This is a genomic window from Spirosoma fluminis (assembly GCF_054778895.1).
Map to the genome: position 1 here is coordinate 61,365 of NZ_BAAGZD010000012.1, position 26,713 is coordinate 88,077.

A 26,713-nucleotide genomic window follows, 5' to 3' on the forward strand; every position below is an offset into this window, starting at 1 on the left:
GACTTGGTTATTAAAGCACTTCGAAAATTTCATCAAAATGGAGCCGATTGTTAAAACCTACACAATAAAGGTGATACGTGTAGCTGGGCATGAACCCAATACCGGTAAATATTTTGAGTATGCAGAACAGGAGTTCGCTGTCGATGCTGCCAGCCAGCGAAGCGCATACGAACTCAGCCATTTAGTTTGCGAAATACCATTTCGCGGTCAAATAAGACGTACTTTTATTAATGGAGAGGAATACTTTGATGAAAAATATTGATGGCTGACGTACATACCCCTGAACAGCGCAGCTATAATATGAGCCGTGTAAAGAGTAAAAATACCAAGCCTGAACTAATAGTAAGGAAATTTTTACACGCTCACGGTTTCCGCTACAAGTTGCATGATAAGCTCTTACCCGGCAAACCAGATATAGTTCTGCCAAAATACAAAACAGTAATTTTTGTGCATGGCTGTTTTTATCATGGACATGAAGGATGTCGTTACTTTGTTGTGCCCAAAACCCGCACAGACTGGTGGTTAAACAAGATTAATGGTAATCGTCGTCGTGATGAGGGAAATAACGCCAAACTAGTATCCGACAATTGGCGAATTATGACCGTTTTTGAATGTGAACTAAAACCGGCAATCAGAGAGCAAACACTTCAAAGCTTAGTCAGTCAGCTGAAACAGATTCCAAAATAATCATCTCACTTGTAACAGATGCTGAAGTTATTTCAAATGCTTCTAAAAGTTGACCAGCCAATCAGTAATTGAAGCTTCACTCTGGAAGCTAAGGCAATGTATCTATTATAACTGTACTGATTGCGTCAATTCGTCAATATTTGGACAGTTCTTGGGTATTAAAAAATCAACCGTTAATCAGCCAATGATTTTAGCTTTATCTATTTATTGAAATAATATTTTTTGTTACAACAGGATTTATAAGTGTTCACAATGCCAATAAAACCTTTTGCTTCCAATTCAACCGAAGCTAATCTTATCCCGGTGGTGGATGTATTTGCTGGCCCAGGTGGGTTAGGAGAAGGATTCTCTTCAGTAGTCAATGGCCTTAACTCTAATTCCAGGCGCTTCAAAATTGCGTTATCAATCGAGAAAGATCCATTTGCCTATCAGACATTGTTGCTTCGTACATTTCTGCGCCAATTTCCATCTGACCAGCTTCCTGACGAATACTATTCTTTTCTTGAAGGTCAAATTGAGTCAACTGAAGCACTCTATAGTTTATACACTGATCAATTTAAGATTGCACAAGAGCAGGCCTGGAAAGCAATCCTTGTTAAAGATAAGGATGGCACGATAGGCGTGTCTGATCAACTGGTTGACAACCGTATCCGGGAAGCAATCAATGGTGCCAGAGACTGGGTTCTGATTGGCGGGCCACCCTGCCAGGCGTATTCAATAGTTGGCCGGGCAAGGACAAAAGGTATAAATCCAGATGATCCCCGTGTATATCTCTATCGGGAATATTATCGGATACTGGCCGTACACCGCCCTTCTGTCTTTGTAATGGAAAATGTAAAAGGTTTGCTTTCCTCTAAAATCAAAGACGACCATATTATTACTCAGATTATTGATGATCTACAGGACCCTTTAAAGGCATATAGAGATTTGCACGGAACATCAGTTGATGAAGTGGAACACCCTGGTTACATACTGTATTCCATTATTAAGCCCCCGATTGAAAAAGATATCTTTGGTGATTCAAGGCATCACCCAAAAGACTTTTTGATTGAATCAGAAAAATACGGGATTCCGCAAAAAAGGCACCGCTTGATACTACTTGGAGTTCGACGTGATCTTGCTCCAAACGTACAAATACAGTTTTTGAAAGCGTATAGTGAAGGAGTTGTTCCTTTAAGTCAGGTTATTCGTGATTTGCCGCCATTGCGGAGCCAGCTGTCTGGCAAAAACGGTGAAACATTGGACACCAATCTTAATTGGATAAATACGATACGAGAAGGGATTGCAGATGAGTATCTATGGCAGGATGTTGATAAAGGAACACTTAAACTTTTAACGGAAACCGGTCGTCATCTAAAAGTGCCGGCAAATAGAGCAGGCGGGCAATTTCTCCCCAACCAGACCGTACCTGAATACAATCCTGGTTTTTGGTACACTGATTCAAAGCTAACTGGAATCTGTAATCATGAAACCCGGGCTCATATCAGACTGGACATTTTAAGATATATGTTTGCGTCCTGTTATACCCAAGTACATGGTCGTTTTCCACATTTGGCTGATTATCCGGATGGGCTATTGCCTGCCCATAAAAACGTCCGGGAAGGTGTTTTTAATGGTAAGTTCAGTGACCGGTTCTGTGTGCAGGGCTGGAACGAACCATCCAGGACGGTTACCTCACATATTTCAAAGGATGGCCATTATTATATTCATCCTGATCCTAGCCAAAGCCGTAGCCTGACAGTAAGAGAAGCAGCCCGAATTCAGACTTTTCCTGATAATTATTTTTTCTGCGGTCCCCGAACCGCACAATTTCATCAGGTAGGCAATGCAGTCCCTCCTTATTTGGCAAAACAGATTGCAGATATAGTAAGTGACTTGTTAAATCAGATCAATTTAATCAGAGAGCCTACCTCTTCTCTGGAGGCTTTACAACCAGTGGAGGTTTTGTAAGGGTAGAAATGTCAGTTTTAGGGGGTAAATTTGCATTTATCATTGCATCGAAAAGGTTGTCTACAAAACAAACCAACTTCTGTTCGAAAACAGTAGGATTGATCAACCCTCAAGTCGTACTGCCGACAGGGCAAAAATCAGCGCATCACCTGGGGTACTTATTCAATTTTGTTCAACATACAGGAATTAGATTATACTAAGAGAGTAAACTTTCATCAGTATGATTCTGTACAGCAACCCTTATGCTTTAGGTTCGAGGTTACGGTAGGTAATCCTTTTAGTTTGTCATTGAAAAATTGACCAGCGAATATATCTCTTGTAAGGTGTTTAAATCAGACACATATGACAGTGCGCATAACCATTATAAGGGAGCCGATGGAAAGGGGAAAAACGTAGAATTTAAAATTAATCGACCACACCAACCACATGTTACCAAGTTTTGAAGATTCAACTATTTATGAAGACGGTACTCCTTTCCCTGAATATTTGATTAAATCAATATCTGAACAGGGTTATTCTCTGGAAACTTCGCTGGCAGACTTAATTGATAATTCAATTTCTGCAGGCGCGGATAAAATTGAAATTCTGGTCGACACAGAAAATCTTCCTTTCACACTTTTCCTGGCTGATAATGGTAACGGTATGGATGAGGAGTGTCTACGGAAGAGCATGCGCTTTCCCAGTTCCTCTTTAGAACTACAGCGGGATACAGTTGATTTGGGCAGATTCGGGCTTGGAATGAAAACGGCTTCCTTTGCTCAGACACGGAAGTTTACGGTTATTTCCAGACCTAAAAGTGAAGAGGGATATACTGCCAGAACATGGGATGTGGAGCATTTGAAAATAATAAAAGAATGGCAGATTCTTATAAACCAAGAGGAAGATATACAACAATTAATGGAGCGTTATCAGTCCTTAAGTACAGGATTTTTTAATGGTTTTGACGACTTTAGAGCCGGCACTGTTATCATATGGCAGGGACTATATAAATTTGAAAATTTTCTAGAAGGGCGGAGTAGAAGTGATGCCCTTAGTCATCAGCTAACAGAAGTTACCCATGATTACCTGTCTCTTGTTTTCCATCGCTTCATGGAACGGGCAGAATACCCTCTACAAATACGTATTAACAATGTAAGACTAAAACCATTTAGTCCTTTTCCTGAGAAGGAGACAGGTTTTCGTCCGGTTGAACCCAAATATAAGGCGTTCAAAACAGACGTAATCAGGCTGGATGGTTTTATTCTACCAGTCAGGAGTATAGAGGAAAGTAAAGAACGGGTAAATGTTTGGACACCACCAAGCCGAGGGCTTATGGATATGGAAGGCCTGTATATTTACCGATCGGGCAGAATTATACTTTTTGGAGGCTGGAACGGTATAATCCGAAAATCTCCAAAACTTCAACTGGCTCGTCTTCGGGTCGAGGTAGGCAACAGAGTTGATAATCTGTTACAACTCAACGTAGCTAAATCACAAATTGCTATCCCTTTCGATTTAAAAACCGGTTTTCTAAAATATATTATTGAGCTGAAGACTGAAGCTGAAAAAGAATACTTTAACAGGGACATACGCAAAATTTCCTCAAGGAGATCAGAAAAAGATCAGCAGCTTTTTGAAAGGAGTATTACAAATAAAGGATCTTTATTGGAAATCAATTCAGAATTTCCACTGATAAGTATAATAAAAGAAAAAATGGACTCTGATTCTGTCAAAGCTTTTAATCTACTGATTAGAATGATAAATACAGGTATCAATAAGCTGAGACATACCCATGAGGATAAATCATTCCAAGTTACTAAGGAAAATGATTCAATTGAAGATGATCTGGAAAGCACTATTGTCAATTTAATCCAAAAGGGAATCCAGAAGCAAACAATAAAAAATACTATCCTACCAGCTCTAGGCTATCGAGTAGACACTATTCCACATAAGATTACGCAACTTCTAAACTAAACCTATGGTTAATTCAGACTACATTGAAATAATAAAGGTTACTATTAAAGATATTCTTTCTGAATATGATTCTATTACCCATTCATTATTTGACACAATCAAACCTGAAGTACTCAGGCAAATGAATTTTTTGCCTGGTGTAAAAAGATTAACTGAAAAAGATAAAGAGCATTTTTATAATATTGCCATTAAAGAATACCAGTCAGTTCACCCAATTGAAATAAATCCATCTATTTCATTAACGGCAAAAGGGTTTAAAACATGGTTGACTGATGAACGAAAACAGATATTACCCACAAATTATATAGACCGTTACTTAAACTACCTTTCAAAAAAGGGTAGATCTGAAAAAGTTGTGGCTGAAATTAGCCACTCCAGCGAAAAAATTCTCGGAAAGCTTGGAGACCCACGTTCTGATAAGTCATTTTATGTTAAAGGATTAGTTGTTGGAAGCGTACAGTCTGGAAAAACAGGAAATTTTAATGCTGTTATCAATAGATCAATCGATGCTGGATACAGTTTGATAATTGTGCTTTCAGGTACAATGGAAGATCTCAGAAGCCAAACTCAGCTTCGAATTGAAGAAGATGTAATAGGAGAGGGTACAATTGATATTGTCAAAGATTTAAAAGGAGATAAAGGGGTTGGTAAAGTCAGAAAATTTGGTGAACAGGGCGATCAGTCAGTAAGACAGGTAACCTCAATAACCTCCTATAAATCAGACTTTAAGAAGTCAGTTAAAGAGATAGACTTTTCTCTCAATAATAAAAATATTCTTGTTTGTAAAAAAAATACTGGCGTTTTAAAAAATTTGCTGATCTGGTTAAGCGATTATTTGAATGAGAACAAGGAAAAGCATGATATACCTTTTCTTATTGTCGACGATGAGGCAGATAACGCATCACTAAATAACCTTGGAAAAAAAGGAGTTGACTATGCCAGTATAATCAATGGACACATAAGAGCGTTACTAAATCTATTTACCAAAAAAACATATTTAGGTTATACTGCTACTCCGTTCGCTAATGTGCTTCAGGATCGCAATGGACCAAGCGAAACAAAATGGAAAGTAAGCTATCGTACTAATGGGCAGGTAATAGAAAAGAATTTTGACCAGGTAAATAATATTTTTCCGGATGATTTTATAGAATTACTCAGCACACCCAGTAATTACATTGGGGCCAAACAAATTTTTGAAACTATTTTATACGATGCCCATAAGTTACCACTTGTAGAAGTCGTAAGCGATACCGATACTGCATTTCCGGCACGAGTGTCTACACCTGATGGAAGAGGCAGGGCTGCTACAAGGGGTGACAAATTCCCTGTGTCGCTTCCTGTTTCTCTAAAGGAAGCAACACAATGTTTTATTCTCAGTATTGCACTGCGGTTAAGCAGGGTATCGGAAATGACGGATTCTGGCTTCCTAAATCCGCATCATACGATGCTGATACATATATCCAGATTTATTCCATGGCAGAATGAAACAAAAAGATTACTTGAAATTTACCTAATAGATTTAAAAAAGAGTATTGATAATGATCTACCCAATAATAAAAGTCTAATCTACGGAACACTGGAAAAGATATGGAATAAATATTACGCGAACGTTGTACAGAATATACGTAGTTACCTACCGGATGGCTATCAGGATGAATTTTTAATTCCTAAGACTTTTGAGGAAATAAAGAAGTTCATTATTGAAGCAATCAAAGATATTGAAGTCAAAGCTATAAATAGTGAAACTGGAGATAAGCTTGAATATGTAAAAGATAATTTTGGAAATGGCAAAAAAATAATTGCCGTTGGTGGTAACCGGCTATCCAGAGGATTTACGCTTGAAGGACTTACAATTAACTATTTCATACGAAATACTAATTATTCAGATACTTTATTACAGATGGGTCGCTGGTTTGGTTACCGGCCTGGTTATGTAGATTGTTGTAAGATATTTACTACAACTGATGCTATAAGTAAATTTGACTCAACTACACGTGCTATTGAAGAACTTGAAGCGGAGTTCATTAAAATGAACAGGCTTCATAAAACACCTAATGATTTTGTGCTGAGAGTGAGAAAACATCCTGGTACTTTAAAAATCACTAGGCCATCTATTTTAAAAAATGTAGCAACGGTAAAATGGTCATACCAAGATCAACTTGTTCAGTCAACCCGATTTAAAATAAATGATGCTAATCTGATTGAAAAATCGTGGTCAGATTTCAAGTCATTTATAGAAAAATATAAGGCAAACATTTACTACGATAATAATAAAGAATTTTTTACCCTTAAAGTAGGCACCAGCCAGCTTTTAGAATTTCTAACATTACAAAATACGTTTGTTGACTTCGAAGTAGCTGCAATAAGTAAATTTATTGAACTCTGTAAATCGAAAAATAAACTTGAAGAATGGACAATTGCGATAAAAGCAAGCGGTAAAGGAGCGGTACTTAAATCTGATTTTACTGGTCTACCTAATGATCTAAGAACTTCAGTGAGATCCGGCCCTGCTGAAGATGGTTATTTCCGATCTACCTTTATAAGGGATGGCATATTTTCTGCTTCAGGTAGATCAGCGAATATCGTTGCTGCAGGCAGTGATTTTGGATTATTACTTTCAGAAAAAACAAAAATTGATGCAGTAAGAAAATTTCGGGAAGAACGAACCGAATATTATAGGAAAAAGGGCGATGAGAACTACGAAACTAAAGCCCAGCATACAACAATTCCTGAAAGAGTTTATCGGGAAGAAATGACTGATAACCAAGGATTGTTGGTAGTTTATCTGTTGGATATGAAACAGATATTTCTACAAAATGATGATGAAATGAATTCCCTCGTCGTAGCCAACGGTATAAATATCAACATTCCGCTGATTGGATATGCTATTGGCTTTCCACCAATAGAGCCAGATCCAGGAGGAGAGTATGTTCACGGTGACTACGATCTTAATGAGCAGGATGAGGAAGCTGATGAATGGGATGAATCACTTGAAACCATTGAAGAGTAATAGTTTATGGATTTAGCAATACTTGCTTCTAAATGGATTTTACTGGTTAAGGCGGAATCTGGCTCGGTGAATACTGTTCGGATTGATTCATCTACACTTCCCGATTTATTTCTAGGTGTAAGGAAAGACGGGATGCGTTGTCTAATCCTAAAATTACCTGTTAATTACGATGCCGATTTTAAGTCATCTGTAAAGCAAAACCTGTCCCTTGAACTTTACCGGGAAGATGGCTGGGTACTTTTAACATTACTTGATGACCAGTATACAGATTTGTTCGATGATCTGATATTCTCGATTTACAATAAAATAAATACAATACAGGAAGCCCCTGTATATGTTTCCGAATTTCTAAAGACATATTATAAATGGAGTGAATTCTTTCAAGAGAATAAGGGTGATGATTTGTCGGAAGATGCAGTAAGAGGACTTTTAGGTGAATTTCTGATTCTAAGAGACATGCTTATATCAGCCGGGTCGTCACAGATAAATGAAGTTTTATCTTCGTGGAATGGGCCTTATGATACTGGGCATGATTTTATTGGGGAATTCTGTAATGTAGAAGTGAAGACCAAGCTTAACACCTCGGCAACGATAAAAATTTCCAGCGAATATCAATTACAGGCTGAACAGGGAAAGCAACTGGAATTGATGATTGTTACCATCGAGCCAGATCCCCTCAGTGGAGTAACACTTGAAGAAACAGGGATTGAGATTAAAGAACAGGTTATTTTAAAAATGGGAGATTATTCAATATTCCTAAAAGCTATTGCCCAGAAAGGCTTAACCCTAAATACTCTGAAAAAATATAACTTCCTCCGTTTTGCTCCTGTAAGTATTAATTCGTATTCCTGTAATACTGAAGGTTTTCCCCGCTTGGTAAGGGAAAAATTGCCGGATTCTATCAGCACTGTAACTTACAGACTGAATGTACAGTCGTTGAAGCCTTTTTTATCATCAGAGAAATTTTTTTAAATGGAAATTCAGGAATACATTAAGTATCGTACCGATCTACTTGAAGAAAGTAAGGATGAAGATGGATTTATAACTGAATCAGCTTTTATTGAAACTATTCTTCCATCTCTAAGTGATGCTAAACTTATAGATTCTGACGGATATAACGACTGTTATTTTAGCCTTAGGACAGATAATATTAAAATTAACGGCTACAAAATAAATGAATCTGAGGAGCGTCTTCAACTCTTTATTGTTAATGAAGAATCCCTTGTACCCGGTAGGGCAGAAGAAGACCTGTTGATTTCTTTAAAAGGATATTATGACAGTATTTTTTCTAAAGCCTCAAAATTTATTATAAAATCAATTAAGAAACATTTGAATAATGAAGTTCAGGAGACAAGTTCTGTTAAAAGCCTGATTAACTTTATTTCTTCCTCTACTGACGGATTGGAGCAAATTGATGTGATTGAAATATTTCTGATTTCAGCTACAGCAACTATAGAAAGGAGAGGAGCCGAGCCACAGCCAAAAAATATAGATTTTGAGGATGAGACAATAACTGTTAATATGATCGGCAGTAACAAAGTCACTGTTAAAAAAGATATCATTATTTACAAAAGACTTATTGACCTTAATTATCTGTATAATGTACTTATATCTCAGGGCAATAGGGAATTATTAGAAGTAAATTTCGAGAAGCTATTCGGCCAAGGCATTCAATCAATACGTGCAGCTGATGAGATGAACTTTGAATCTTATCTCTGTGTGCTACCTGCAAACATTCTGGCAGAATTGTATAAGCGTTATAGTACGCGTATGCTTGAAAAAAATGTTCGGTCTTTTTTGCAATTTAAAGGAGTAAATCAGGGTATTCGAGATACAATCAGAAAAACTCCGGAATACTTTATCGCTTATAACAATGGGCTCACCATAACTGCAGTCGGGGCTGAATTTGTGAATCAGGGTGAGCTCACTCTAATTACTTCCTTAAAAGATTTTCAGATAGTAAATGGAGGTCAAACGACAGCAACCATTTACTTTTCCAGGAAAGAAGGTCTTGATATCAGTAAAATCAAGGTAATGGCTAAAGTCAATGTTGCCAAAAATGTGGGGGAGAAAGAATTAAATGAATTAATAAGTAATATCAGCAAATTTTCTAATGCCCAGTCTAAAGTTAGTAATGCAGATTTACGATCTCGTAGTGAAGAGTTAATTAAATTAAAATCAATATCTGAAAGTACTTTAACACCCTCTGGCAAAAAGTGGTATTTTGAAAGGTTTAAGGGGGAGTTTAATACTCTGTTACGGAAAAACCCTAATGCAAAAACTAAAATAAATAATGAATTCCCAAAAGAACGTCGATTTACCAAGGAAGAGCTAGCTAAATATTATATGTCTTGGGATGCTCATCCTTATCTTGTAAAAAAAGGCGGTGACAAAATCTTCCGTACATTTATTGAACAAATATCCGGATCTGAAAAGGGCGGAAAAGCTCCTTTGATTGACCGCGATTTTTTCGAAGAATTGATTGCAAAGATTATCTTGTTCCAAGAACTTGTTACTATTTATGGATCTGGCAAGAATGCAATGGGGCAACTTCGCTCTGCTGTTGTCCCTTACACAATATCAATTCTCTACGTTAATACTAGTGGTTCCAAGAACGGAATCACATTTGATCTCCTTAAGATTTGGCAACAGGAAGGGTTAGACCAAGAGCTCAAAAATTTGCTAACCCATCTTATGGAATTAGTTAATGAATTAATCAAGAAGTACTCTCCCAGTGAGGATTACGGAGAATATTCCAAACGAAAAGACTTATGGGACCTCATTTACCAATCAAAAGAGATAAAAAACTTTATTACCAGTACAATATTTATTAATTCAATTAAAAAGTATTCAGTCTCAAAAGATGAACTTCAGAGACGATTGATAAAAAAAAATAAATTAAAGGCTGTTGACTTTAGTAACCTTTCGAACAATACAAGAATTTTTGCCAGGACTGCTGGCTATTATAAACAACTAATTGCTTTATTTGGCGACAAATTATCCAAGAGTCAAGTTAATAAATTGGATTACATGGTTCAGTGTATAAATAATAAGATTGATATTCCGGTTGCCTTTTGTGAGTTTGAGGAGGAAATCACACAAAAAATTAGAATAGAAAGCCCTGAAATTTTCGACCAGATCCAAGTGGTTGAAAATGGTGAATGGCATAAGTCATTTGAAATAATATTTAGAATTTACAATAATTGCCTAGAAAATGGAGGTGATATAATTTCTGAATTTCAACGACAACGCGAAATTGCCAAGTTAAAGGGAGCAAAATTTTATTCGGTATATGATGAAATTGGAAAGGCACTTAAAGAAGGAAAATCTCCAACAATTAAACAAATTCAAAGTGTTGGCAATATCCAGTGGAATAAATAGAAGAATGACTACAATGATTTTTTATAATTCTACATAAATTCGAGTAAAACTATTTTTTTCATAAAAAACAAAATAAGGATCATCATTACATAGCAGTGTGTATTCAATTATATCACCACTATACAGCAAATTGTCATTGCTACCATTATTATTTTCTATATAGATTTTAGTAGTATTATTACATATTCTATCATTTAATTGATCATTTGTAGTATAAAATATAGGAAAATCAGCATTTAGTACTTTTGCTTGATATGCAACGTGCGATAATTGAACTTTTATATTTTCATTATCCCCATTTACACATATAGTCCAATCATTGAGAGTTGCAGGATTTCCTAAATTTGTCCATTCTATTTTGTCCTCTCTCCCAGTTAAGATAAATATAAGTTGATCAACATCTGAATAAGGGTTTTGATTTGTTAAACTTAATTGAGTTTTATTCAGTGATAAATTTTTTTTAAAACGTAACCAAGCTGCATTTACTATAGCGATTTCGGACTTTTTGTAAATATGCGTATGTAGATCAAAGGATTTTTTCTTTGAGTAATCTGGAATGAAATTTTGACGTCTAATATGGCCTGTTAAACAATCTATGGGACTACAATCCGGCACCGACACCGTACCACAATTTAGTGGTTTTTGAAGAACTGTTTTACATTCAGTTGCTTGAAAAGGCATTTGATTTTTTTCAAAATGCAACAATACCCATTCCTCGAAGGATCGAGATGAAAAAGCAATTCCAACTCCTTCTGCTTCTGCAAACGTTTCCTTTAGCTTTGGATGCATATCTTTGTCAAATACAACCCATGCCAAGTCAGCTGATCCCTCTTGGAGCTTTTCCTTAGCTATTGCCAATAATTCATAAGGTGTTGTTTTGGGCCTATTCTCTTTCTCATCAGGATAAACGACTACACGACTAAAATTTTCAAGTACTTCTTCAGCTTGAGCCCAACTTTCAAAATATTGAAATTCTGATGATGTTCCCTCACAAGCTATAAATAAAACAGGCTTTAGCTGTATATTATTCTTTTTTCTAGCCATCTGATTTACTTTCGTTTCTGCTGAAAATGTAATCCATCTCCTTTATATTAGGAAGGCCCCCAAACTTTCCGCTCAAATACCATTTATCAAATGGTATATCATCCCTCAATCCATCAACATTTAAATCGTATACACTATACAGTTTTGTACACCCATATTTATCTTTTGATGTTATCCAAATTTGATCTTTACGGAAATTATTTCTATCTAATAATGTAGTTTCATGAGTCGCAAAAATTAGTTGTGAATTATGGGGGTTACTTAAAGGATGATGGAATAGACTTATCATGAATCTACATAAGTATGGATGCATACTATTGTCAATCTCATCTATCCATATGGGTCTGCCTAGAGGAGCACTCAGAGCGGATATAATTTCTGTGCTTAATCCAACTAAAGCAATAGTGCCCGTTGAACCTTGTTTAAATAAGTCAAATTCTTTACTTTCAACTACTTTATTATTTTTATAAACATCATGATATGTTTTAAAGCGTTTTTGCTTCTTTTGATCAATATATGTTTCTTCTAGTTCATCTTGAAGGCTAGAATTACGTTTAAAATCATCCTCTTCTACCAAAGATAATCCCTTAATACCTAAGTCCGATATTTGAATAAGTTTAATTACTCTTTCTCTAATTTTAATTATTTCTTCGTCATTATTTTCAAATAGTCGTTTTGCATTTTCAGTCATTCTTGGCATAAAAGCTCCAGATGCTGAATTATTTATAACAGAGTTACCAAGGACAAAATAATTTCTAATAGCTTCCCAATATTCATCTCCTGTATTTCCTAACTCTGACAAAAAAAGTCGTTTAGGATTAATGACTTCCTTATCATCTAAATTTTTGAAAAATTCCGCATTTTTAGATATTATTTTTCTGCCGCTTCTTCGGTAAATTACTTTTGGGGTTTTTTCGGGATAGTATTTAAGGGTCTCTTGCAATACCCCTTCTTTTGTTGAAAATGAGATGAAGTAAATATATTGTATTCTGTCCCAACCAATAAAGTTTAATGTGAATTCGGTAGGTTGTTTTTGAGCTTCACTTTCTAACTCGAATGGTTCTGCTAATTTTAAATCATCGTTTACATCGTATCTGAAAGAGTTAGCTATTAATTGTCTGAAAGCCCAAAAAGCTCTGATTATATTGCTTTTACCACTTGCATTCGCTCCATAAATAACTGCAGTTTTAAGTAGTCTGAATTTTTTGCCATTTTTTAAAATGATCTCAGCCACATTATCCGATTTACCTTTAGCTCCCGATGCTTCAAGGCTGAAAGTAACTTCATCTTTAAACGAGCGGTAGTTCTTTATTTTGAAATCAACTATCATTTTTGCTACTTTTTTGCAAAATTTCAATCATTTTTCTGACATTTCCTACAAAAGGCCATATTTCTGTAAATTATATGCAAAATTTTCTCCTTGAGTATTTTTATTTGATATGAAGATTAAAATTATAAACTCCTTATGTTAGACGTTATGAGGACATTTTATTGAGACTAAGATTATAATGCCTAATCCCTTAATCAAATCGTTCAATAAAAGGCTTAATAATTCTTTTATTGAACGATATAACTAACTGTAAATGAAAGTCTTATCTAACAATTATTTGTAATTTAAAATCGTTCACGAAAACCCTTGGCCAAATGAACGCTTATCTTGGCTTACGGGGAAAGTCTAACCCTTTTCCTGAAAGCCTGAAAACGTCCACGAAAAGGTCGCCTTTCCTGAACGCCTACTAGGAAAAATACAAAGCATTGGAAAGGGGAGGGCAAAGATACGCTTACGTCAATTTTATTGGTAAAGTACCATTTTCATGTGAGATTTAGATTGACTATCTGCTCCTAGTTAGCAATTCTGTTCACCAGTTGACGAACGTTTGTATAAGGGCTAATACACCGTTTCGCGTTTAGAGCCTTTTTGCGAAACACTAACTTTGTGCGATCTGTCCAGCGGATCCGCACCGCTAAGCTGGCCGAGGCCCATGGCTACATTGACTCGGGTCATAAGGTAGGTAATATAGTAATCGTGAACGCCTGAGGCTTCCGCAATCAGAACTTAAACACAATTAAAATGGCCCTTTCAACTAGAAAATACGCACTAATAGCCGGTCTGTCGCTTATCGCCATGGCCCTGGCGGCCGGGTATGCCTATGGGTATGTGTACAGTTCCATGGTTGTTCATGACAGTTCGGAAGTCACCATTGAAAATATCAGGTCGTCATTGGATGTCTTTATCGGCGGCATTATCGGTTGGATCGTCATTTTCTTGCTCGATATTCTTGTCGCCTGGGGGTTATACCAGTTTCTCAAAGAAGTCCATCCGGGCATTTCGCTCGCCACCGCCGCGATCCGGATTATTTACAGCTTGGTTTTGGGAGCAGCCATCTTACACCTCTTTACGGTGGCAGACATGGCGGAAAGCACCCCGCGGGCGACTCAGGTGACCGATGAATTGAAGGCGTTTGAGTCCCTGTGGTCGAGGGGGTTGATTCTCTTCGGAATCCATTTGTTCGGTTTGGGAGTCCTGACCTTACAGGCTAAGCACATTCCCAACCTTATTGGAGTTTTGCTGGTCTTTGCCGGCCTGTGCTATTCCGGAATTCATTTGGCCAAAGAGGTGGCGCCGATGCACCTGGATCCTATCGTGCAGATCGAAATGGTACTCAGCCTGCCCATGGCCCTTGCGGAAATTGGGTTTGCTCTGTGGCTGATCCTGAAAGGTGGAAAAACTAGTTTAGTAACCTCTAAACATAGCTAGTACTCTTCCAAAATAGAGGTTAGAGTAATATAGTTAACTTTGTGGCATGGGACAAACCACTACCCCGTTCGTCCTGTCGGAAGCCGACCAGACAACACTAAACAATCTTGTCAGTAAAGGGCGGCCCCGTTCTCGTACCAAGCCTGACGGCTCACTCCACAGCGGTCGTCCCTGGAAAAGATGCTGACCGCCTTTTCTGTATATCGCGCTCTAATTGAGCCTCTTTAAGTTGTTACTGAAGCTGCCGGATTTGCCGTATGCTACAGATAGCGTTTGACAGATATTAAAGAAAAAGCGTCTACTAAAAGGCCCGTTTCTCGAAGCATACACATGAAACTCTCTCCGTCTCTTGAATGAGCCTTTTCGTGGACGAGATCGCCTAAACTATAAATTGTAATTATTAGAGAAGTAACTAATAATTTGTACTTCAGAATTGAATACTCAAAACTTAGACTATGACTTTAGCTAGTTTATCACCACTAACCTAGAGAAACAGCCCCTAAATCGTAGTAGACATCGTAGATGCCTTCCGGATCAAATGTGACCTTATCGTTTCAAGCCAAACGTGAGAAGTAGTCCTACCAACAGCACCCCAACACCTACACCAATAAAGACGTTTTCGATAACTTCAGACTCCTTTGTTCCCGTAGAAACTGGGGTTTGAGGCTCGTAACGACCCTCCGTAACGGCCAGAATCAGCGCCACGGTTTCAGCCGGCACATCTAGTTGCGGAACATGTCCACAATTCGAAAACCAATGAAGCTGCGCGTCAGGAAACAACGCCAGGGCCCGTTTCGCCTGACTGGGCGGACAAATCCGGTCCTGGCGACCCCAGCCAATGACCAAGTTAGGGATAGAGCCAAGGGGCGCTCCCTGCTGCGGGGGGCCATGGGCCAGACTATCCAGAAGTTTAGTAAAGCTGGGGGTGGGCAAAAACTCCCGAAATTCATTTAGGGCCACTGGAGCCGGGATCGTCCAGGGATGAGCCGAAAATTGCGCGAACAACAGTGTTCGGCTCACCGGATTGCTTACTAGGGGTGGTAAAATCGGTTGAATGAGGCTGGATAATTGAGCTGATAGCCGAACCGAATGATAGAAATAGGCCACCTGCCAGCCTTGCCAGAAACCACCCGGATCCAAAGATACGACCGAACCGACAACCTGGCCCCGCCGGGCTAATTCGAGCACCAATCGGCCCCCCATAGAGTTGCCGACAGCATCAATGCCCAGGAGCTGATGCTGGCTTAAAAAATCGGTCACCACATCAGCCAGCGTAGAAATAGATACTTCGCCTAGTAGGGCCGGTGATTGACCGAAACCGGGTAAGTCCACGGCAATCACATCCCGCTGAGTAGCCAACTCATCGATAACCAGATCCCAGGCCTTTAGAGAGCTACCTAGGCCATGGAGTAATAACAGTGGTTTACCGGCACCCCGCCGGATATAGTTCAGGGACATACGTAATGGTCAGTCAATCTTAAGTTTGCGCCAATCAACGTACTATGAACCGCAACCGGTGTATATAGTTTAAAGCTGACGGACGGGTTACTACAAACTTAAAGGGCGGTACATGTATTGGTCGACAACGGTCAATTGACGGAAGCCGTGCGGTCTATTTATCCGGAAGGCGTCGATAAAGTGGTGGAATTGGTTGGCAGCTCTACCTTACAGGCCTCGCTACGTTGTCTCAAACTCGGCAGTACCGGGTCTATGAGTGGGATGCTGGCCGAAAGCTGGTCGAGTCCTCAGTCTGTACCAATGGACTTTATTCCGGCTATGGGGCGGCTGACCACTTACAATAGCGGTCAGGTTACGAATCCGGCGATGGCGTTTCAACACTACATCCGGCAAGTTGAAGCGGGTCAAATCTGATTAGGGGCAGCAAAACATTTACCTTAGAGCAGATCGTGGTAGCGCATCACTTTATGGGAAGTGACCAGGGCGCGGGTAAACTGGTTGTACCGTCCTAACCCGGTTTATCACCCTAGTCACTAGATCGGTAGTCTAATCTCACATAAACGCTCCCACTTGAGACGATAGTGTTTAAAGAGGTTGACTAAAAAAACAGGCTTGTTTGTAAGTGCTTATTGATAAATTATAGTAGCTAAAATGGTATATAAAAGCGTGTTTATCGTTGTTGGAAAAGCCAAGTCTTACCAATAAAGTCACGCTTCTGTTGAGAAGCGTGAGCCTACTTTTTAAGGCTATGAAAGCAAAACGAGCCCTGTAGACGTTTTGAGTTAGCCTTAGTCAATCTTAATCTCTACCCCTATGCAGCCTGCCCCCCTTACCCAACTTGATCTTGGTAAATTAAGCCGAGCCGTGACGACTAGTTATGCGAATTTCTCAATAGCCAATGTCAATGACCATGTCGACAAACTGAGTGTAATGACCCAGAGCTACTCATGGCATTATCATCCAAACTCGGATGAGACGTTTATGACCCTTGAAGGTACATTAGTTATTGATCTGGAAACCGACACGATCGAGTTGTTACCTGGCCAGCTCTTTACTATCCCTAAAAACATCGTTCATCGAACCCGGCCAAAAGGTGAGCGTTCGGTTAATATAACGGTGGAACATAGCCAACTTGAAACGATTCAGATTGACCCCTGAGGGTTAAGCCTATGCTGTTCGCCTTCAAAGGGATCAGAAAGTTTGTAAACTATAACTTCGCCTGACACTCGATGATTTAAAAACAGCTTGCGACCACCTGATTTGATAATCTCAAAATACCCTCATATCAGAGACCATAAGACCTCTACGAACTAGCTACGGCATAGATCTCTTGAGCAAATCAAATTCGACTATCAACCGCAGAAACCCTAAACCATTGAGACATGGCCAAGTTATTAACAGGTAACTTAACGTCTTTATCAATGGGAAACCAAGAACAAATTAAACAACTTATCCGCCAACAGGAGCAGGCCGTTCAACAGAAGAATATTGGGGGAGCAATGGCCGCCTATTCGCCGGATGTCGTCTCCTTCGATGTGGTCAATACCTTAGAAAAAGTAGGCATACAGGCTTGCCGAGAACGGCTGGAAAGCTGGCTGGCTCAGTTCCCCGCGATGTTTACCTACGCCATTGAAACGCTTTCGGTTGTGGCTAGCGACGAACTAGGCGTTGGCTATTCCTTTAATCATGTAAAAGGGACATTAGCCAATGGGGATCAAATCGATATGCGTTGGCGGGCAACGGTTTGTTTACGTAAACAGGATGAACAGTGGCTGATTATCCACGAGCACAGTTCGGTTCCGTTTGACGCCCAGAGCGGTCAAGCGTTAATCAAGCTAGACGCCTAAACGCTTTGGGTTAATAGTGAACAAAAGGTAATCCATCATGAATAACATCCCTTCCCCCATTGCCTCCCTGGAACTGGCCCAAATTGGGTGGGTGGTTCCCAATATTGAGGCCGCCGTCAACTTTCTGACCAACGCCTTAGGTATCGAGAGCTTTCCCAAGCCCGAGCATATCCGCGCCCAGGATCTGAGCATGACCTACTATGGCCAAGTGGTAGCCGGCGAGTGGCTAACGACCCAGACCTATAATGGAGGGAGCTTCATTGAACTCATCCAGCCGCTGTCAGGTCAAAGTATGTTCCATGATTACCTTGCCCAGCATCCAGCGGGGGGCACGCAGCATCTAGCCTTCCGGTTGCCCATTGAGGACTATGAGCAGGTGATCGGCGACTTGGTCCAACAGGGGTATGCTGTGATTAGTGAGGTTGACCATGCCATTGCCCGGATGGGCTTCGTTAACACCTATCAAACGTTGGGCGTTGCCACCGAGATCATGGGCATTAAGCCGGAGGGCTGGGCGGCCATCGACCAAATGCGCAGGGCTAAGTGAGGGATCACTAGCTCAAAAATGGTTTCCAAATGAGACGAAAGCGACTTCATTCGGCATTTTAGTCCACAAACAAACGTCCATTTGCTTGTGGGGGTTCTTCTTCCAAACGTGCGGATTTACACGCTACCAAACTAAAGGCTTAGTTTATCGGCGGCTTTGCTCTTTTGTACATAATTGTACACCGTACCGTAAGCTACGCCGATGCGCTTGCTGATCTGATTCATCGACACCCCCTCGGCAAACAGCTTGTGAATCTCAGCCTGCTTCGACTCGGCTAACGCCGGACGGGCCACGTGTTTGCCCTGCGCTTTAGCCCGCGCCATGCCCGCCCGCACCCGCTCGCTGATCAACGAACTTTCGAACTGAGCCAGCGAAGCCATCACGTGAAAGATCAGCTCGCCCGTTGGCGTAGTCGTATCGATGTTCTCCTGGTAGGAGATGAAGTCAACCCCCAGGCTCTGGAACTCCTTGAGCGCATTGACTAACGCCTGCGTTGAGCGGGCAAAACGGTCATACCGCCACACCAGCACCACATCTATTCGGCGCTTACGGGCGGCGGCCAGCATCAGCTTGTACTGAGTCCGGTCTTCGGTCGTTCCCGATGCCGTGTCGATAAATTCGCCCGTTGTCTCAAACCCGCGCCGGTCCGCATACTCCCGTAGCGGGCGCAACTGGGTTTCGGGATCCTGCCCTTTATCCAGCGTCGAAACCCGGGCGTATAGGGCCACCCGTTGGGGCCGATCCGGTAATTTTCTGGTCATCTTGACTTATCATAAAGGAACTCCTTTACAAAGCTATAATTTTCGGATCAAAACCGGCCTTGTCGTCCCCTGAAGCGCGGTTGTTTTTGACACCCTTTTTGATAACCTAAGCCAGATGCCCGGCGACTTTCTCTCCAACCCTGAACGAAGCCGATACGAGTCCGTACCGACGACCATTCTCGATGTCGATTTACGGCAGCACTTTTACCTGACCCCGGCGGATATTCAGTTTCTGATGCCCCTACGCGGGGCGGTTAACCAAATTGGCGCAGCCCTGCAACTGGGCCTGCTTCGGCTCATGGGGTACCTGCCCGATACCTGGTGGCAACAGCTGTCACCCGAAACGGTGCAGTTCGTCGCCGGTCAGCTCCGGATCGATCCCATCCGGTTTGGCCAATACGGGCACCGACAGCAGACGCGCAGCGATCACTTCACGGCTGTCCTCAAACAACTCGGCTTTCGCAAGTGGGAGCCCCTGGACGTGACCTGGCTCGAACCCTGGCTCCTCGAACGCGCCCTGGAACACGATGAAGACCGGTTACTGCTGGCCATGACGTGTCTCAAGCTGAGGCAACAGCAGATCGTCCGACCGGCCATCAGCACCCTCGAACGGCTGGTGGGCAGCATGAGCGAAGCCGCCCATCAGGAGACCTATCGGCGCCTGACGGGTTTATTGACGGAGAATGTTCGGAGCCAGCTCGACGGTCTCTTGCTGGCGGATACCACCCTGAAAATTACTCCGCACCGCTGGCTGGTTCAACAGCCCGTCAATAACAACCCGGCCGCCATCAACCAGACGCTCGATAAACTAACATATCTGCGGGCGATGGGCTTCTGCCGGTTGGGATGTGAGCAGCCTGCATCCCAACCGGCAGAAGCGCCTGTCGTTGCTGGCCCGCAGCCGATCCAACCGGCATCTGGAGCGATTACCGGCTTACAAACGCTACCCGGTGCTGGTGGCTTTTGTGGCCGAAAGCCTGCTGACGCTGACCGACGATGCCCTGGCCCTGTTCGATGCTTATTGGGAGCAGAGCCTGGCTAAAGCCCGGCGTGATTATGAACACTATCAACAGCAGGTCGCTTCGGCAAAAGATACCGCCCTGTTCACCCTGGCCCGCGCCGTCGGCGTGGTACTCGACGAAGAACAGACCCCCGCTGACCAGGTGCGTCAGTCGGTCTATGCCCGCATACCCCGTCAGGAACTGGTGCTGGCCTGGGAAGCGGTGCAGGTCTTGCTGTACCCGACCCGGCATTCGCAGTTGAGTTTTCTGACCAAGCGGTATAGTCTCTTCAAGCAGTTTACACCCCGGCTGCTGAGTCAAATCGCTTTCCAGCATGGCTTTACCGGTGACGATTTTAACCTGGCCTTGCAGACCGTCAGCGACCTGCAACAGGGCCACCGCCGGAAGCTGCCGACCGACACAGCCACGACGTTTATCAAGCCGGTCTGGCGCAAATTCGTCCTTGATGAAGCGGGCCAGTGTGATCGGCAGGCTTATGAGCTTTGTGTGCTCTCGACGCTGCGCGACCGGCTGCGGTCAGGGGATGTGTTTGTTAGCCCTTCGCGCCACTACGCCGATTTGAAGAGTTATCTGATCTCACCAGCGGAGTGGATACTACGCCGGGCCGAGTTGTGCCAACAACTTAACCTGCCTCCAGTGACGACCGACCGGCTGAGCCAGCGGCTGACCGAACTACAGGATTTGCTGGCACCGATGCAGGCCCTCTTGCAGGCCGGGGGTGATGTACGGCTCGAAGACGGCGAACTGGTTGTCACCCGCCTGACTGCTGAAGACGTACCGGCAGCGGCCAAAGCCCTCCAGGAAGAGATTAGTCGCCGACTGCCAGTTGTCGATTTGACGGATATTCTCATGGAAGTCAATGCCTGGACCGGCTTCACGAGCCGCCTGCCCGGGCTGGAACACGCCCACCGGGGCCAGGAACACGACACCCGACTACTGGCCGCCATCCTGGCCATGGGTTGTAACATCCCCCTCTCCGACATGGCCCGAAGCACGGGCCTGGCGTATCAATCGCTGTGGTGGACGGCCTCAAATTACCTGCGGGACGATACGCTCAAAGCCGCTAACAATTTGTTAGTCAATGAACACCACCGCCAGTGGCTGACCGCTTACTGGGGCGATGGTACATTCTCCTCCTCGGACGGGCAGCGGTTTGCTGTCAGCGGCAAAGTCCGCAATGCCCGTGCGTTGCCTACCTACTTCGGCCCGGGGCGGGGGGTGACCATGCAGACGCACTCCTCGGATCAGTACGCTCAATACGGCAGCAAGGTTGTTCCGGCTACCCTGCGGGATGCGACGGTAGTGCTGGACGAGATTGTTGGCAATGAAACCGACTTGCGGATTGCGGCCCATACGACTGATACGGCGGGCTACAGTGACATTATTTTTGCTCTCTTCGATCTGCTGGGGCTGTTTTTCTGTCCCCGCATCCGGGATATCGCCGATCAGCGGCTATGCAAGATTAAAGGCAGGGACTGGACCTATCCTGACCTGAGATTCACCGGCAGCATCAGCCCGGACTACCTGCTGCGGCACTGGGATGAGCTGTTGCGGCTGGCGGGGTCGATTGTGTCCGGCCGGGTAACGGCCTCGTTGTTTATCAGCAAACTACAGGCTTATCCCCGCCAAAACAATCTGACGTATGTGTTGCAGGCTTACGGCCAGTTAATCAAAACGAGTTTCATCCTGCGCTATCTGCAAAGCCAGCCATTACGCCGACGCATCAATGCCCAACTCAACAAGGGGGAGGAACTGCACGCGCTGCGGGCCTGGCTTTGGTTCGGCAGTGACGGGCTGATCCGGCGTAAACAGGAAGAAGACCAAAGTGAGTCAGCGCGTTGTCTGACGCTGTTGACCAACGCGGTACTACTCTGGAACACAGTATATATGCAAGAGGTGCTGCGCCAGCTACAGGCGGAAGGCTATGCAGTCGATGAAGCTCACTTCGACTCCCTGTCCCCCTGTCGGTATGAGCATATCAATCGGCTGGGTAAATACTCGTTTACCAACTCAGGCGACCTTGACTCCACCCACCGTCGGCCGCTTCGAGATCCGAGCAATAACTAAGCCTTTAGTTTGGTAGCGTGTAAATTCGCGCGTTTGGAAGAAGAACCCCGATACGCAATCGACTGTTGATCAGTACCGGATTCTTTTTGCTGGTGATCATCCTGACTGCCAGTTATTATGTGCGCGAGATCATGGCTTTTCAGCGGATACCAGCGACGGCACCGGCCACGCCTGAGCTCCTGAAGCGGGCCAATCGATGGTATCAGACGACCATCATCCGGAATATTTTGCAGGGTGTAGCGCTGGGATTCATGGTATGGGCGTTGATTGAGCAACTTAATGAGGGAGCAGGCCAGGGGCACTAAATAGGCAAGCAACTCCGTCGTAGCTGCCTATTTAGTGCCCCTGGCCTGCTCCCCGTGAGAATCTCTCACGAAAACGCTCCTAACTGAGACGAGAGCGTGTCAATAATTCGGGCGTTTGTAGAGACGGTGAATTATCATGCTTTTAGAGGGTAAAGCGTTAGGTGATGCCAGCTCTATCCCAGTCATCGAGGCAAATAATAGCCGCAATCAAACTGCATTTGTTTCTCAGCCCACTCTTGGGTAGGTTCGTTTCCGTAAATGCACTCCAATTCTTCTATTTTACGGCCTTGGTCACCCTAAAGCAATTTCTCTACCTCCTTTCTCCCATCAGCGAGTTGACCTGGCAGCGAGTTGAGCCTCTTTTTAGGGAAACTACGTTGAAAAAAGGGGATTATTTTATTGAAGAAGGGCTACTGGCTACTCAGTTCGCCTTTGTCCAATCGGGAGTGATTCGCGGGTTTTATCGGGATAAACAGGGGACCGAATACAACAAGCATTTCTTTCTCGCCCCCGCCATTGCGGGCGGTTATACATCCTTACTTACCGGCAAACCCAATCAGATTAATCAACAGGCACTAACCGATTGCCAACTGCTTGAAGCGAACTATCAAAGCTTTACGGCTCTTTATGAAACGTGTCCTGATTTAGAACGAGTGGGGCGACGGTTTGCCGAACGGTATTTCGTCGAGAAAGAACGGAAAGAAATCGAAATTGTACTTCTGGATGCGGAAAGTCGGTATCGGCTTTTTCAGCAATTCTACCCTGGCTTGGAACAGCAGATTGCCCAGTATCACATTGCCTCCTATTTGGGTATCACCCCTACCCAGCTAAGCCGTATTCGAAAAAAATAGCCACCATCCTGATTTCTTTACCTATGTAAATGGATGCTAGCCCCTTGCTGGACAACTTTGCGGAGTTGACTTTCTAAACGCTATGCTGCCCCGTGTCACGCTTAAGTTCCTCTCTATACATCCGGCCTTGGTGCTGCTGATCTTTTGGCTTTCCAATCCTACGATCCACGCCCAATCGGTGGTCGACAAAATAGATCAGTACATTCAGGCTCGGCTGGCTAAAAGTAGCGTTCCAGGCTTGGCCATTGCTCTTGTTCATAACGATACTTTACTGCTGTCGAAAGGCTATGGCATTACCAGTGCGAACACACTCGTTACGGCAAACACGCCATTTGCCATTGCTTCCCTGAGCAAAGCCTTTACCGCCATGGCCATCATGCAGTTGGTCGATGCGGGCCGCATTTCGCTTGATGCGCCCATCGTTCAATACGTTCCTTCCTTTTCCCTGGAAGACAAGAGAGGCCAGTCAATCACCATCCGGCAGGTATTGCATCAAACCAGTGGGCTAGCCGATACCGGTTTCCCCGAATTAGCGGTTCATCAGCAACCGGCTACATTGGAGGAAGCGACGGCTCAGCTCAACCGTGCCCGACTCGTCAGTGAGCCAGGCAAGCAGTTTCATTACCATAACCCCAATTACCGACTGCTGGCCAAGATTGTGGAATCGGTCAGCCATGAGTCCTTCCCTGATTATTTACAGCGACACATATTCAAGCCATTGCGAATGGCTCATACCCGTGACGTGTCAGCCACGACGTCTTTTTATACGGATTCCGATCGGATCGAGAAGGGGCATATTTTCGTGCTGGGAAAACCTCTGGCCATGGGCGAGCCAGATTGGTTTGTGGAGGGAGCCGCCGGGATGCGTTCTACGGTCAACGATATGGCGCACTGGCTAAGTCTGCAACTGGCGCATGGACGGGTTGGTAGTACCCAATTACTGAGTCAACAATCCATGACCCTGATGCATACTCCTCCTCTCAACACATCGATGCATTATGGCATGGGCTGGATTGTGGGGCCTGATTCAAGTCTGTATCATAGCGGTATTCTGTGGACCTACAGTGCTGAACAGCTTCTACTCACTAAAGACGGTTACGGGGTGGTCATGCTCTTTAACAGTGGGCTTAATCCCTATATTAATTACCATTCATTTCTGCAGGGTGTAGCCGATATTCTGGCTGGCCAGGAGCTGGAGGTGCCCACGTTCCCCGATTGGGTTTTACCCCTTTGCGTAGGACTTATATTGATCTTATTCATTGGTCTAGCCATCCGGCGGCTTTTGCGGATTGGCTGCTGGCGTCATCGGTATCAGCAGCGTGCTGTGTGGCGGTCCTGGCTGTTTCTACTGGTTCGTTTGCTTCCCTTGATTACGTTGTTGCTTCTTCCGTCGCTGCTTACTGCGATTAGTGGCCGTGTATTAAACTGGGAACGTATTTGTCTGCTAATGCCCGATGTTATAGTGGGATTGAGTCTAATAGCCCTCTTAAATCTGGCCATCGTCATTACCCATGTAGTCAGCCTTTATGGCGGCAATGGCTTTTATTCAATAGAAGAAAGGGATAAGATCTGAGCCGTTTAAATTTAAGGGTGTTTTCGCACAAAACGCTAGTATCTTTAATCGAGGGGAATTTCCAGCTTTGGAGTATCGCTCACCAAGTAGCGTCATTATCTGACTAGCTGGTACTGATGGATGTCCTGACTGAAAACCGCCTGCAGCTTTTGCAGACCGACCCGGCAGCGGGTTTTTACTGTACCCAGGGGTAAATCCAGCGCCTGAGCAATTTCCGGCTGAGTCAGGCCCTGCGTATAAGCCAGTTCCAGTACCTGGCCGTATTTAACCGGCAGCAAAGAATACAGATGCTCACCGGATAGCTGCTCGCCGAAGCCAGGATACTCTTCCTCCCCATCTCGATCATTGATATACGTCGAAGCCTCCCATTGAACTTTACGGTGCCTCAGTTCATCCATGGCCACATTGCGGGCAATCGTGATGACCCAATTATAAAGTCCCCCCTGCTGGGGATCGAAGCGGTGAATCCGAGTCCAGATTTTGATAAATGCATCGTGTAGCAGATCCTCCGCCCGTTCCGGATGGCCCACTAATTTCAATAACAGCGCAAACAGGGCCGGAGAATAGGCATGGTATAAGGCCTCAAAGGAGATGGTTGGGGGTTGACAACGGGGAGTGGTCTTCACGAGGGTGAGTTGACTGAGAAACAACAAACTTGATACTGAACCGAGTGTATCTTGTAAGGTTTTCGATCGGCCGGGCTATGTTTACTTTTTCGCTGTAAAGTTACTAAGCGGTAGTGTTTTGGATGGCGACACCCGTGGGATGGACCGAAATGCTGCGCTCCACTTTACGTACCCGGCGGGGAAGGGTGCTGCGTAGGCTCTGGGGTTGAGCCACGATCCGGGCACCCGTCCAGGTCGAGGCAATCACCATGCCCGCAGCCACCAGAATAATGTCTTTGATGATGTACTGAGCCGCCAGGGTGGGCGCATGGAAGGGTCCCACAAATAGCTCGCCCGGCACCAAAAACAGCGGAGACATGGCCCCCATCATTTGAAGAGCCATCAGCCAGACGCCCACCCGCAAAAACCGACCCGTCAGAAAGCACAGGCCAATGATGCATTCCAGGGCTGCTACGAAATCCATAGCCCCGTGTCCTGCCAGCATCCCAAACGTAAGCGTGTTGGTGGTGCGAGTGGCCAAATCCTCAATAGGGCTGATACCGGGAAAGAACTTCAAGAGGCCAAAGCCGAAAAACACCAGGCCCATGCCGGTGCGAAGCAGGGCAATGCTATGGGCGACCAACCAGCGGTTGATGGCTGTATCAAGTTGGTCAAATCGGTTAAACAGACTGGTGATGGTTTTCATAGCGTTGAGTTTTGCGTCTTCATACATACGCAAACCGGGCGCTAATCAGATTTAGCCTCAGGGATTAGGTATTTAAGCCTACTGATAATCACCAAATCTTGGCATGCCTAGTCAGGTTGTGGAAAGAATGGGTCTTTGATGCACGATGGGCTTTACTAATTGGACGTAAACCTAATCTCACAAAAGGC

At 43.6% G+C, this 26,713-nt stretch carries 22 protein-coding genes and 1 pseudogene; 17 read left to right on the plus strand and 6 right to left on the minus strand.

Going from position 1 to position 26,713, the window contains the following annotated elements:
- Positions 1-37: 37 nt before the first annotated feature.
- The 7 genes from ACYVBJ_RS15625 (at position 38) to ACYVBJ_RS15655 (ending at position 10,981) form a co-directional block, all read left to right on the plus strand.
- On the plus strand, positions 38-262 hold the full coding sequence (locus ACYVBJ_RS15625) for a hypothetical protein (RefSeq protein WP_460983242.1): 225 nt from the start codon (positions 38-40) through the stop codon (positions 260-262).
- Positions 262-687, plus strand: a complete 426-nt coding sequence (locus ACYVBJ_RS15630) for a very short patch repair endonuclease (RefSeq protein WP_460983243.1) — start codon at positions 262-264, stop codon at positions 685-687. Before ACYVBJ_RS15625 ends, ACYVBJ_RS15630 begins: the two co-directional genes overlap by 1 nt.
- 252 nt (positions 688-939) lie before the next feature.
- A complete protein-coding gene (locus tag ACYVBJ_RS15635) occupies positions 940-2,637 on the plus strand; it encodes a DNA cytosine methyltransferase (protein ID WP_460983244.1) in 1,698 nt (565 codons plus the stop codon).
- 426 nt (positions 2,638-3,063) lie between these two features.
- A complete protein-coding gene (locus tag ACYVBJ_RS15640; protein ID WP_460983245.1) occupies positions 3,064-4,590 on the plus strand; it encodes an ATP-binding protein in 1,527 nt (508 codons plus the stop codon).
- Positions 4,591-4,594: 4 nt separating this feature from the next.
- Positions 4,595-7,600, plus strand: a complete 3,006-nt coding sequence (locus tag ACYVBJ_RS15645) for a Z1 domain-containing protein (protein ID WP_460983246.1) — start codon at positions 4,595-4,597, stop codon at positions 7,598-7,600.
- A gap of 6 nt (positions 7,601-7,606) precedes the next feature.
- A complete protein-coding gene (locus tag ACYVBJ_RS15650) occupies positions 7,607-8,572 on the plus strand; it encodes a PD-(D/E)XK motif protein (protein ID WP_460983247.1) in 966 nt (321 codons plus the stop codon).
- Positions 8,573-10,981, plus strand: coding sequence for an AIPR family protein (locus ACYVBJ_RS15655; protein ID WP_460983248.1), 2,409 nt, complete (start codon positions 8,573-8,575; stop codon positions 10,979-10,981).
- 21 nt (positions 10,982-11,002) lie between these two features.
- On the opposite strand, the gene ACYVBJ_RS15660 is transcribed toward ACYVBJ_RS15655, so the two are convergent.
- Positions 11,003-12,025: an RloB family protein gene (locus ACYVBJ_RS15660; protein WP_460983249.1), complete on the minus strand. Its 1,023-nt coding sequence runs from the start codon at positions 12,023-12,025 to the stop codon at positions 11,003-11,005.
- Complete coding sequence (locus ACYVBJ_RS15665) at positions 12,018-13,355, minus strand: AAA family ATPase (RefSeq protein WP_460983250.1); 1,338 nt, start codon at positions 13,353-13,355, stop codon at positions 12,018-12,020. Before ACYVBJ_RS15665 ends, ACYVBJ_RS15660 begins: the two co-directional genes overlap by 8 nt.
- 741 nt (positions 13,356-14,096) lie before the next feature.
- Between ACYVBJ_RS15665 and ACYVBJ_RS15670 the strand changes: the two genes are divergently transcribed.
- Positions 14,097-14,783, plus strand: a complete 687-nt coding sequence (locus ACYVBJ_RS15670; protein WP_460983251.1) for a DUF4386 domain-containing protein — start codon at positions 14,097-14,099, stop codon at positions 14,781-14,783.
- A gap of 546 nt (positions 14,784-15,329) precedes the next feature.
- On the opposite strand, the gene ACYVBJ_RS15675 is transcribed toward ACYVBJ_RS15670, so the two are convergent.
- Positions 15,330-16,241, minus strand: coding sequence for an alpha/beta fold hydrolase (locus ACYVBJ_RS15675; RefSeq protein ID WP_460983252.1), 912 nt, complete (start codon positions 16,239-16,241; stop codon positions 15,330-15,332).
- Positions 16,242-16,358: 117 nt separating this feature from the next.
- On the opposite strand from ACYVBJ_RS15675, the gene ACYVBJ_RS15680 reads away from it, so the two are divergent.
- From ACYVBJ_RS15680 to ACYVBJ_RS15695, 4 genes are all read left to right on the plus strand, one after another.
- On the plus strand, positions 16,359-16,655 hold the full coding sequence (locus ACYVBJ_RS15680) for a hypothetical protein (protein WP_460983253.1): 297 nt from the start codon (positions 16,359-16,361) through the stop codon (positions 16,653-16,655).
- A 399-nt stretch (positions 16,656-17,054) separates the two neighbouring features.
- A complete protein-coding gene (locus ACYVBJ_RS15685) occupies positions 17,055-17,399 on the plus strand; it encodes a cupin domain-containing protein (RefSeq protein WP_460983254.1) in 345 nt (114 codons plus the stop codon).
- Positions 17,400-17,623: 224 nt separating this feature from the next.
- Positions 17,624-18,088, plus strand: coding sequence for a YybH family protein (locus tag ACYVBJ_RS15690; protein WP_460983255.1), 465 nt, complete (start codon positions 17,624-17,626; stop codon positions 18,086-18,088).
- A 37-nt stretch (positions 18,089-18,125) separates the two neighbouring features.
- Positions 18,126-18,635, plus strand: a complete 510-nt coding sequence (locus ACYVBJ_RS15695) for a VOC family protein (protein ID WP_460983256.1) — start codon at positions 18,126-18,128, stop codon at positions 18,633-18,635.
- Between the two features lie 131 nt (positions 18,636-18,766).
- Here the strand turns inward: ACYVBJ_RS15695 and ACYVBJ_RS15700 are convergent, their stop codons facing one another.
- Positions 18,767-19,396, minus strand: a complete 630-nt coding sequence (locus ACYVBJ_RS15700; protein ID WP_460983257.1) for a recombinase family protein — start codon at positions 19,394-19,396, stop codon at positions 18,767-18,769.
- 115 nt (positions 19,397-19,511) lie between these two features.
- Between ACYVBJ_RS15700 and ACYVBJ_RS15705 the strand changes: the two are divergent.
- The 5 genes and pseudogenes from ACYVBJ_RS15705 to ACYVBJ_RS15725 form a co-directional block, all read left to right on the plus strand.
- Positions 19,512-19,961: pseudogene (locus tag ACYVBJ_RS15705) on the plus strand (DUF4158 domain-containing protein); the annotation flags it as partial.
- Positions 19,962-20,244: 283 nt separating this feature from the next.
- On the plus strand, positions 20,245-22,485 hold the full coding sequence (locus ACYVBJ_RS15710; protein ID WP_460983258.1) for a Tn3 family transposase: 2,241 nt from the start codon (positions 20,245-20,247) through the stop codon (positions 22,483-22,485).
- Between the two features lie 65 nt (positions 22,486-22,550).
- Positions 22,551-22,790, plus strand: coding sequence for a hypothetical protein (locus ACYVBJ_RS15715; protein ID WP_460983259.1), 240 nt, complete (start codon positions 22,551-22,553; stop codon positions 22,788-22,790).
- Between the two features lie 287 nt (positions 22,791-23,077).
- Positions 23,078-23,641 (plus strand): Crp/Fnr family transcriptional regulator, encoded by a 564-nt coding sequence (locus tag ACYVBJ_RS15720; RefSeq protein WP_460983260.1) that lies wholly within the window; start codon positions 23,078-23,080, stop codon positions 23,639-23,641.
- A gap of 82 nt (positions 23,642-23,723) precedes the next feature.
- Positions 23,724-25,214, plus strand: a complete 1,491-nt coding sequence (locus ACYVBJ_RS15725; RefSeq protein WP_460983261.1) for a serine hydrolase domain-containing protein — start codon at positions 23,724-23,726, stop codon at positions 25,212-25,214.
- Positions 25,215-25,309: 95 nt separating this feature from the next.
- Here ACYVBJ_RS15725 and ACYVBJ_RS15730 read toward each other — a convergent pair whose 3' ends face one another.
- Positions 25,310-25,840 (minus strand): RNA polymerase sigma factor, encoded by a 531-nt coding sequence (locus ACYVBJ_RS15730; protein ID WP_460983262.1) that lies wholly within the window; start codon positions 25,838-25,840, stop codon positions 25,310-25,312.
- A 103-nt stretch (positions 25,841-25,943) separates the two neighbouring features.
- Positions 25,944-26,525: a hypothetical protein gene (locus ACYVBJ_RS15735; RefSeq protein ID WP_460983263.1), complete on the minus strand. Its 582-nt coding sequence runs from the start codon at positions 26,523-26,525 to the stop codon at positions 25,944-25,946.
- Positions 26,526-26,713: the final 188 nt, after the last annotated feature.

Coding starts and splice junctions, on each gene's coding strand:
- ACYVBJ_RS15625 (WP_460983242.1), top strand. CDS start 38: ATGGAGCCGATTGTTAAAACCTACACAATAAAGGTGATACGTGTAGCT.
- ACYVBJ_RS15630 (WP_460983243.1), top strand. CDS start 262: ATGGCTGACGTACATACCCCTGAACAGCGCAGCTATAATATGAGCCGT.
- ACYVBJ_RS15635 (WP_460983244.1), top strand. CDS start 940: ATGCCAATAAAACCTTTTGCTTCCAATTCAACCGAAGCTAATCTTATC.
- ACYVBJ_RS15640 (WP_460983245.1), top strand. CDS start 3,064: ATGTTACCAAGTTTTGAAGATTCAACTATTTATGAAGACGGTACTCCT.
- ACYVBJ_RS15645 (WP_460983246.1), top strand. CDS start 4,595: ATGGTTAATTCAGACTACATTGAAATAATAAAGGTTACTATTAAAGAT.
- ACYVBJ_RS15650 (WP_460983247.1), top strand. CDS start 7,607: ATGGATTTAGCAATACTTGCTTCTAAATGGATTTTACTGGTTAAGGCG.
- ACYVBJ_RS15655 (WP_460983248.1), top strand. CDS start 8,573: ATGGAAATTCAGGAATACATTAAGTATCGTACCGATCTACTTGAAGAA.
- ACYVBJ_RS15660 (WP_460983249.1), bottom strand. CDS start 12,025: ATGGCTAGAAAAAAGAATAATATACAGCTAAAGCCTGTTTTATTTATA.
- ACYVBJ_RS15665 (WP_460983250.1), bottom strand. CDS start 13,355: ATGATAGTTGATTTCAAAATAAAGAACTACCGCTCGTTTAAAGATGAA.
- ACYVBJ_RS15670 (WP_460983251.1), top strand. CDS start 14,097: ATGGCCCTTTCAACTAGAAAATACGCACTAATAGCCGGTCTGTCGCTT.
- ACYVBJ_RS15675 (WP_460983252.1), bottom strand. CDS start 16,241: ATGTCCCTGAACTATATCCGGCGGGGTGCCGGTAAACCACTGTTATTA.
- ACYVBJ_RS15685 (WP_460983254.1), top strand. CDS start 17,055: ATGCAGCCTGCCCCCCTTACCCAACTTGATCTTGGTAAATTAAGCCGA.
- ACYVBJ_RS15690 (WP_460983255.1), top strand. CDS start 17,624: ATGGCCAAGTTATTAACAGGTAACTTAACGTCTTTATCAATGGGAAAC.
- ACYVBJ_RS15695 (WP_460983256.1), top strand. CDS start 18,126: ATGAATAACATCCCTTCCCCCATTGCCTCCCTGGAACTGGCCCAAATT.
- ACYVBJ_RS15700 (WP_460983257.1), bottom strand. CDS start 19,396: ATGACCAGAAAATTACCGGATCGGCCCCAACGGGTGGCCCTATACGCC.
- ACYVBJ_RS15725 (WP_460983261.1), top strand. CDS start 23,724: ATGCTGCCCCGTGTCACGCTTAAGTTCCTCTCTATACATCCGGCCTTG.
- ACYVBJ_RS15735 (WP_460983263.1), bottom strand. CDS start 26,525: ATGAAAACCATCACCAGTCTGTTTAACCGATTTGACCAACTTGATACA.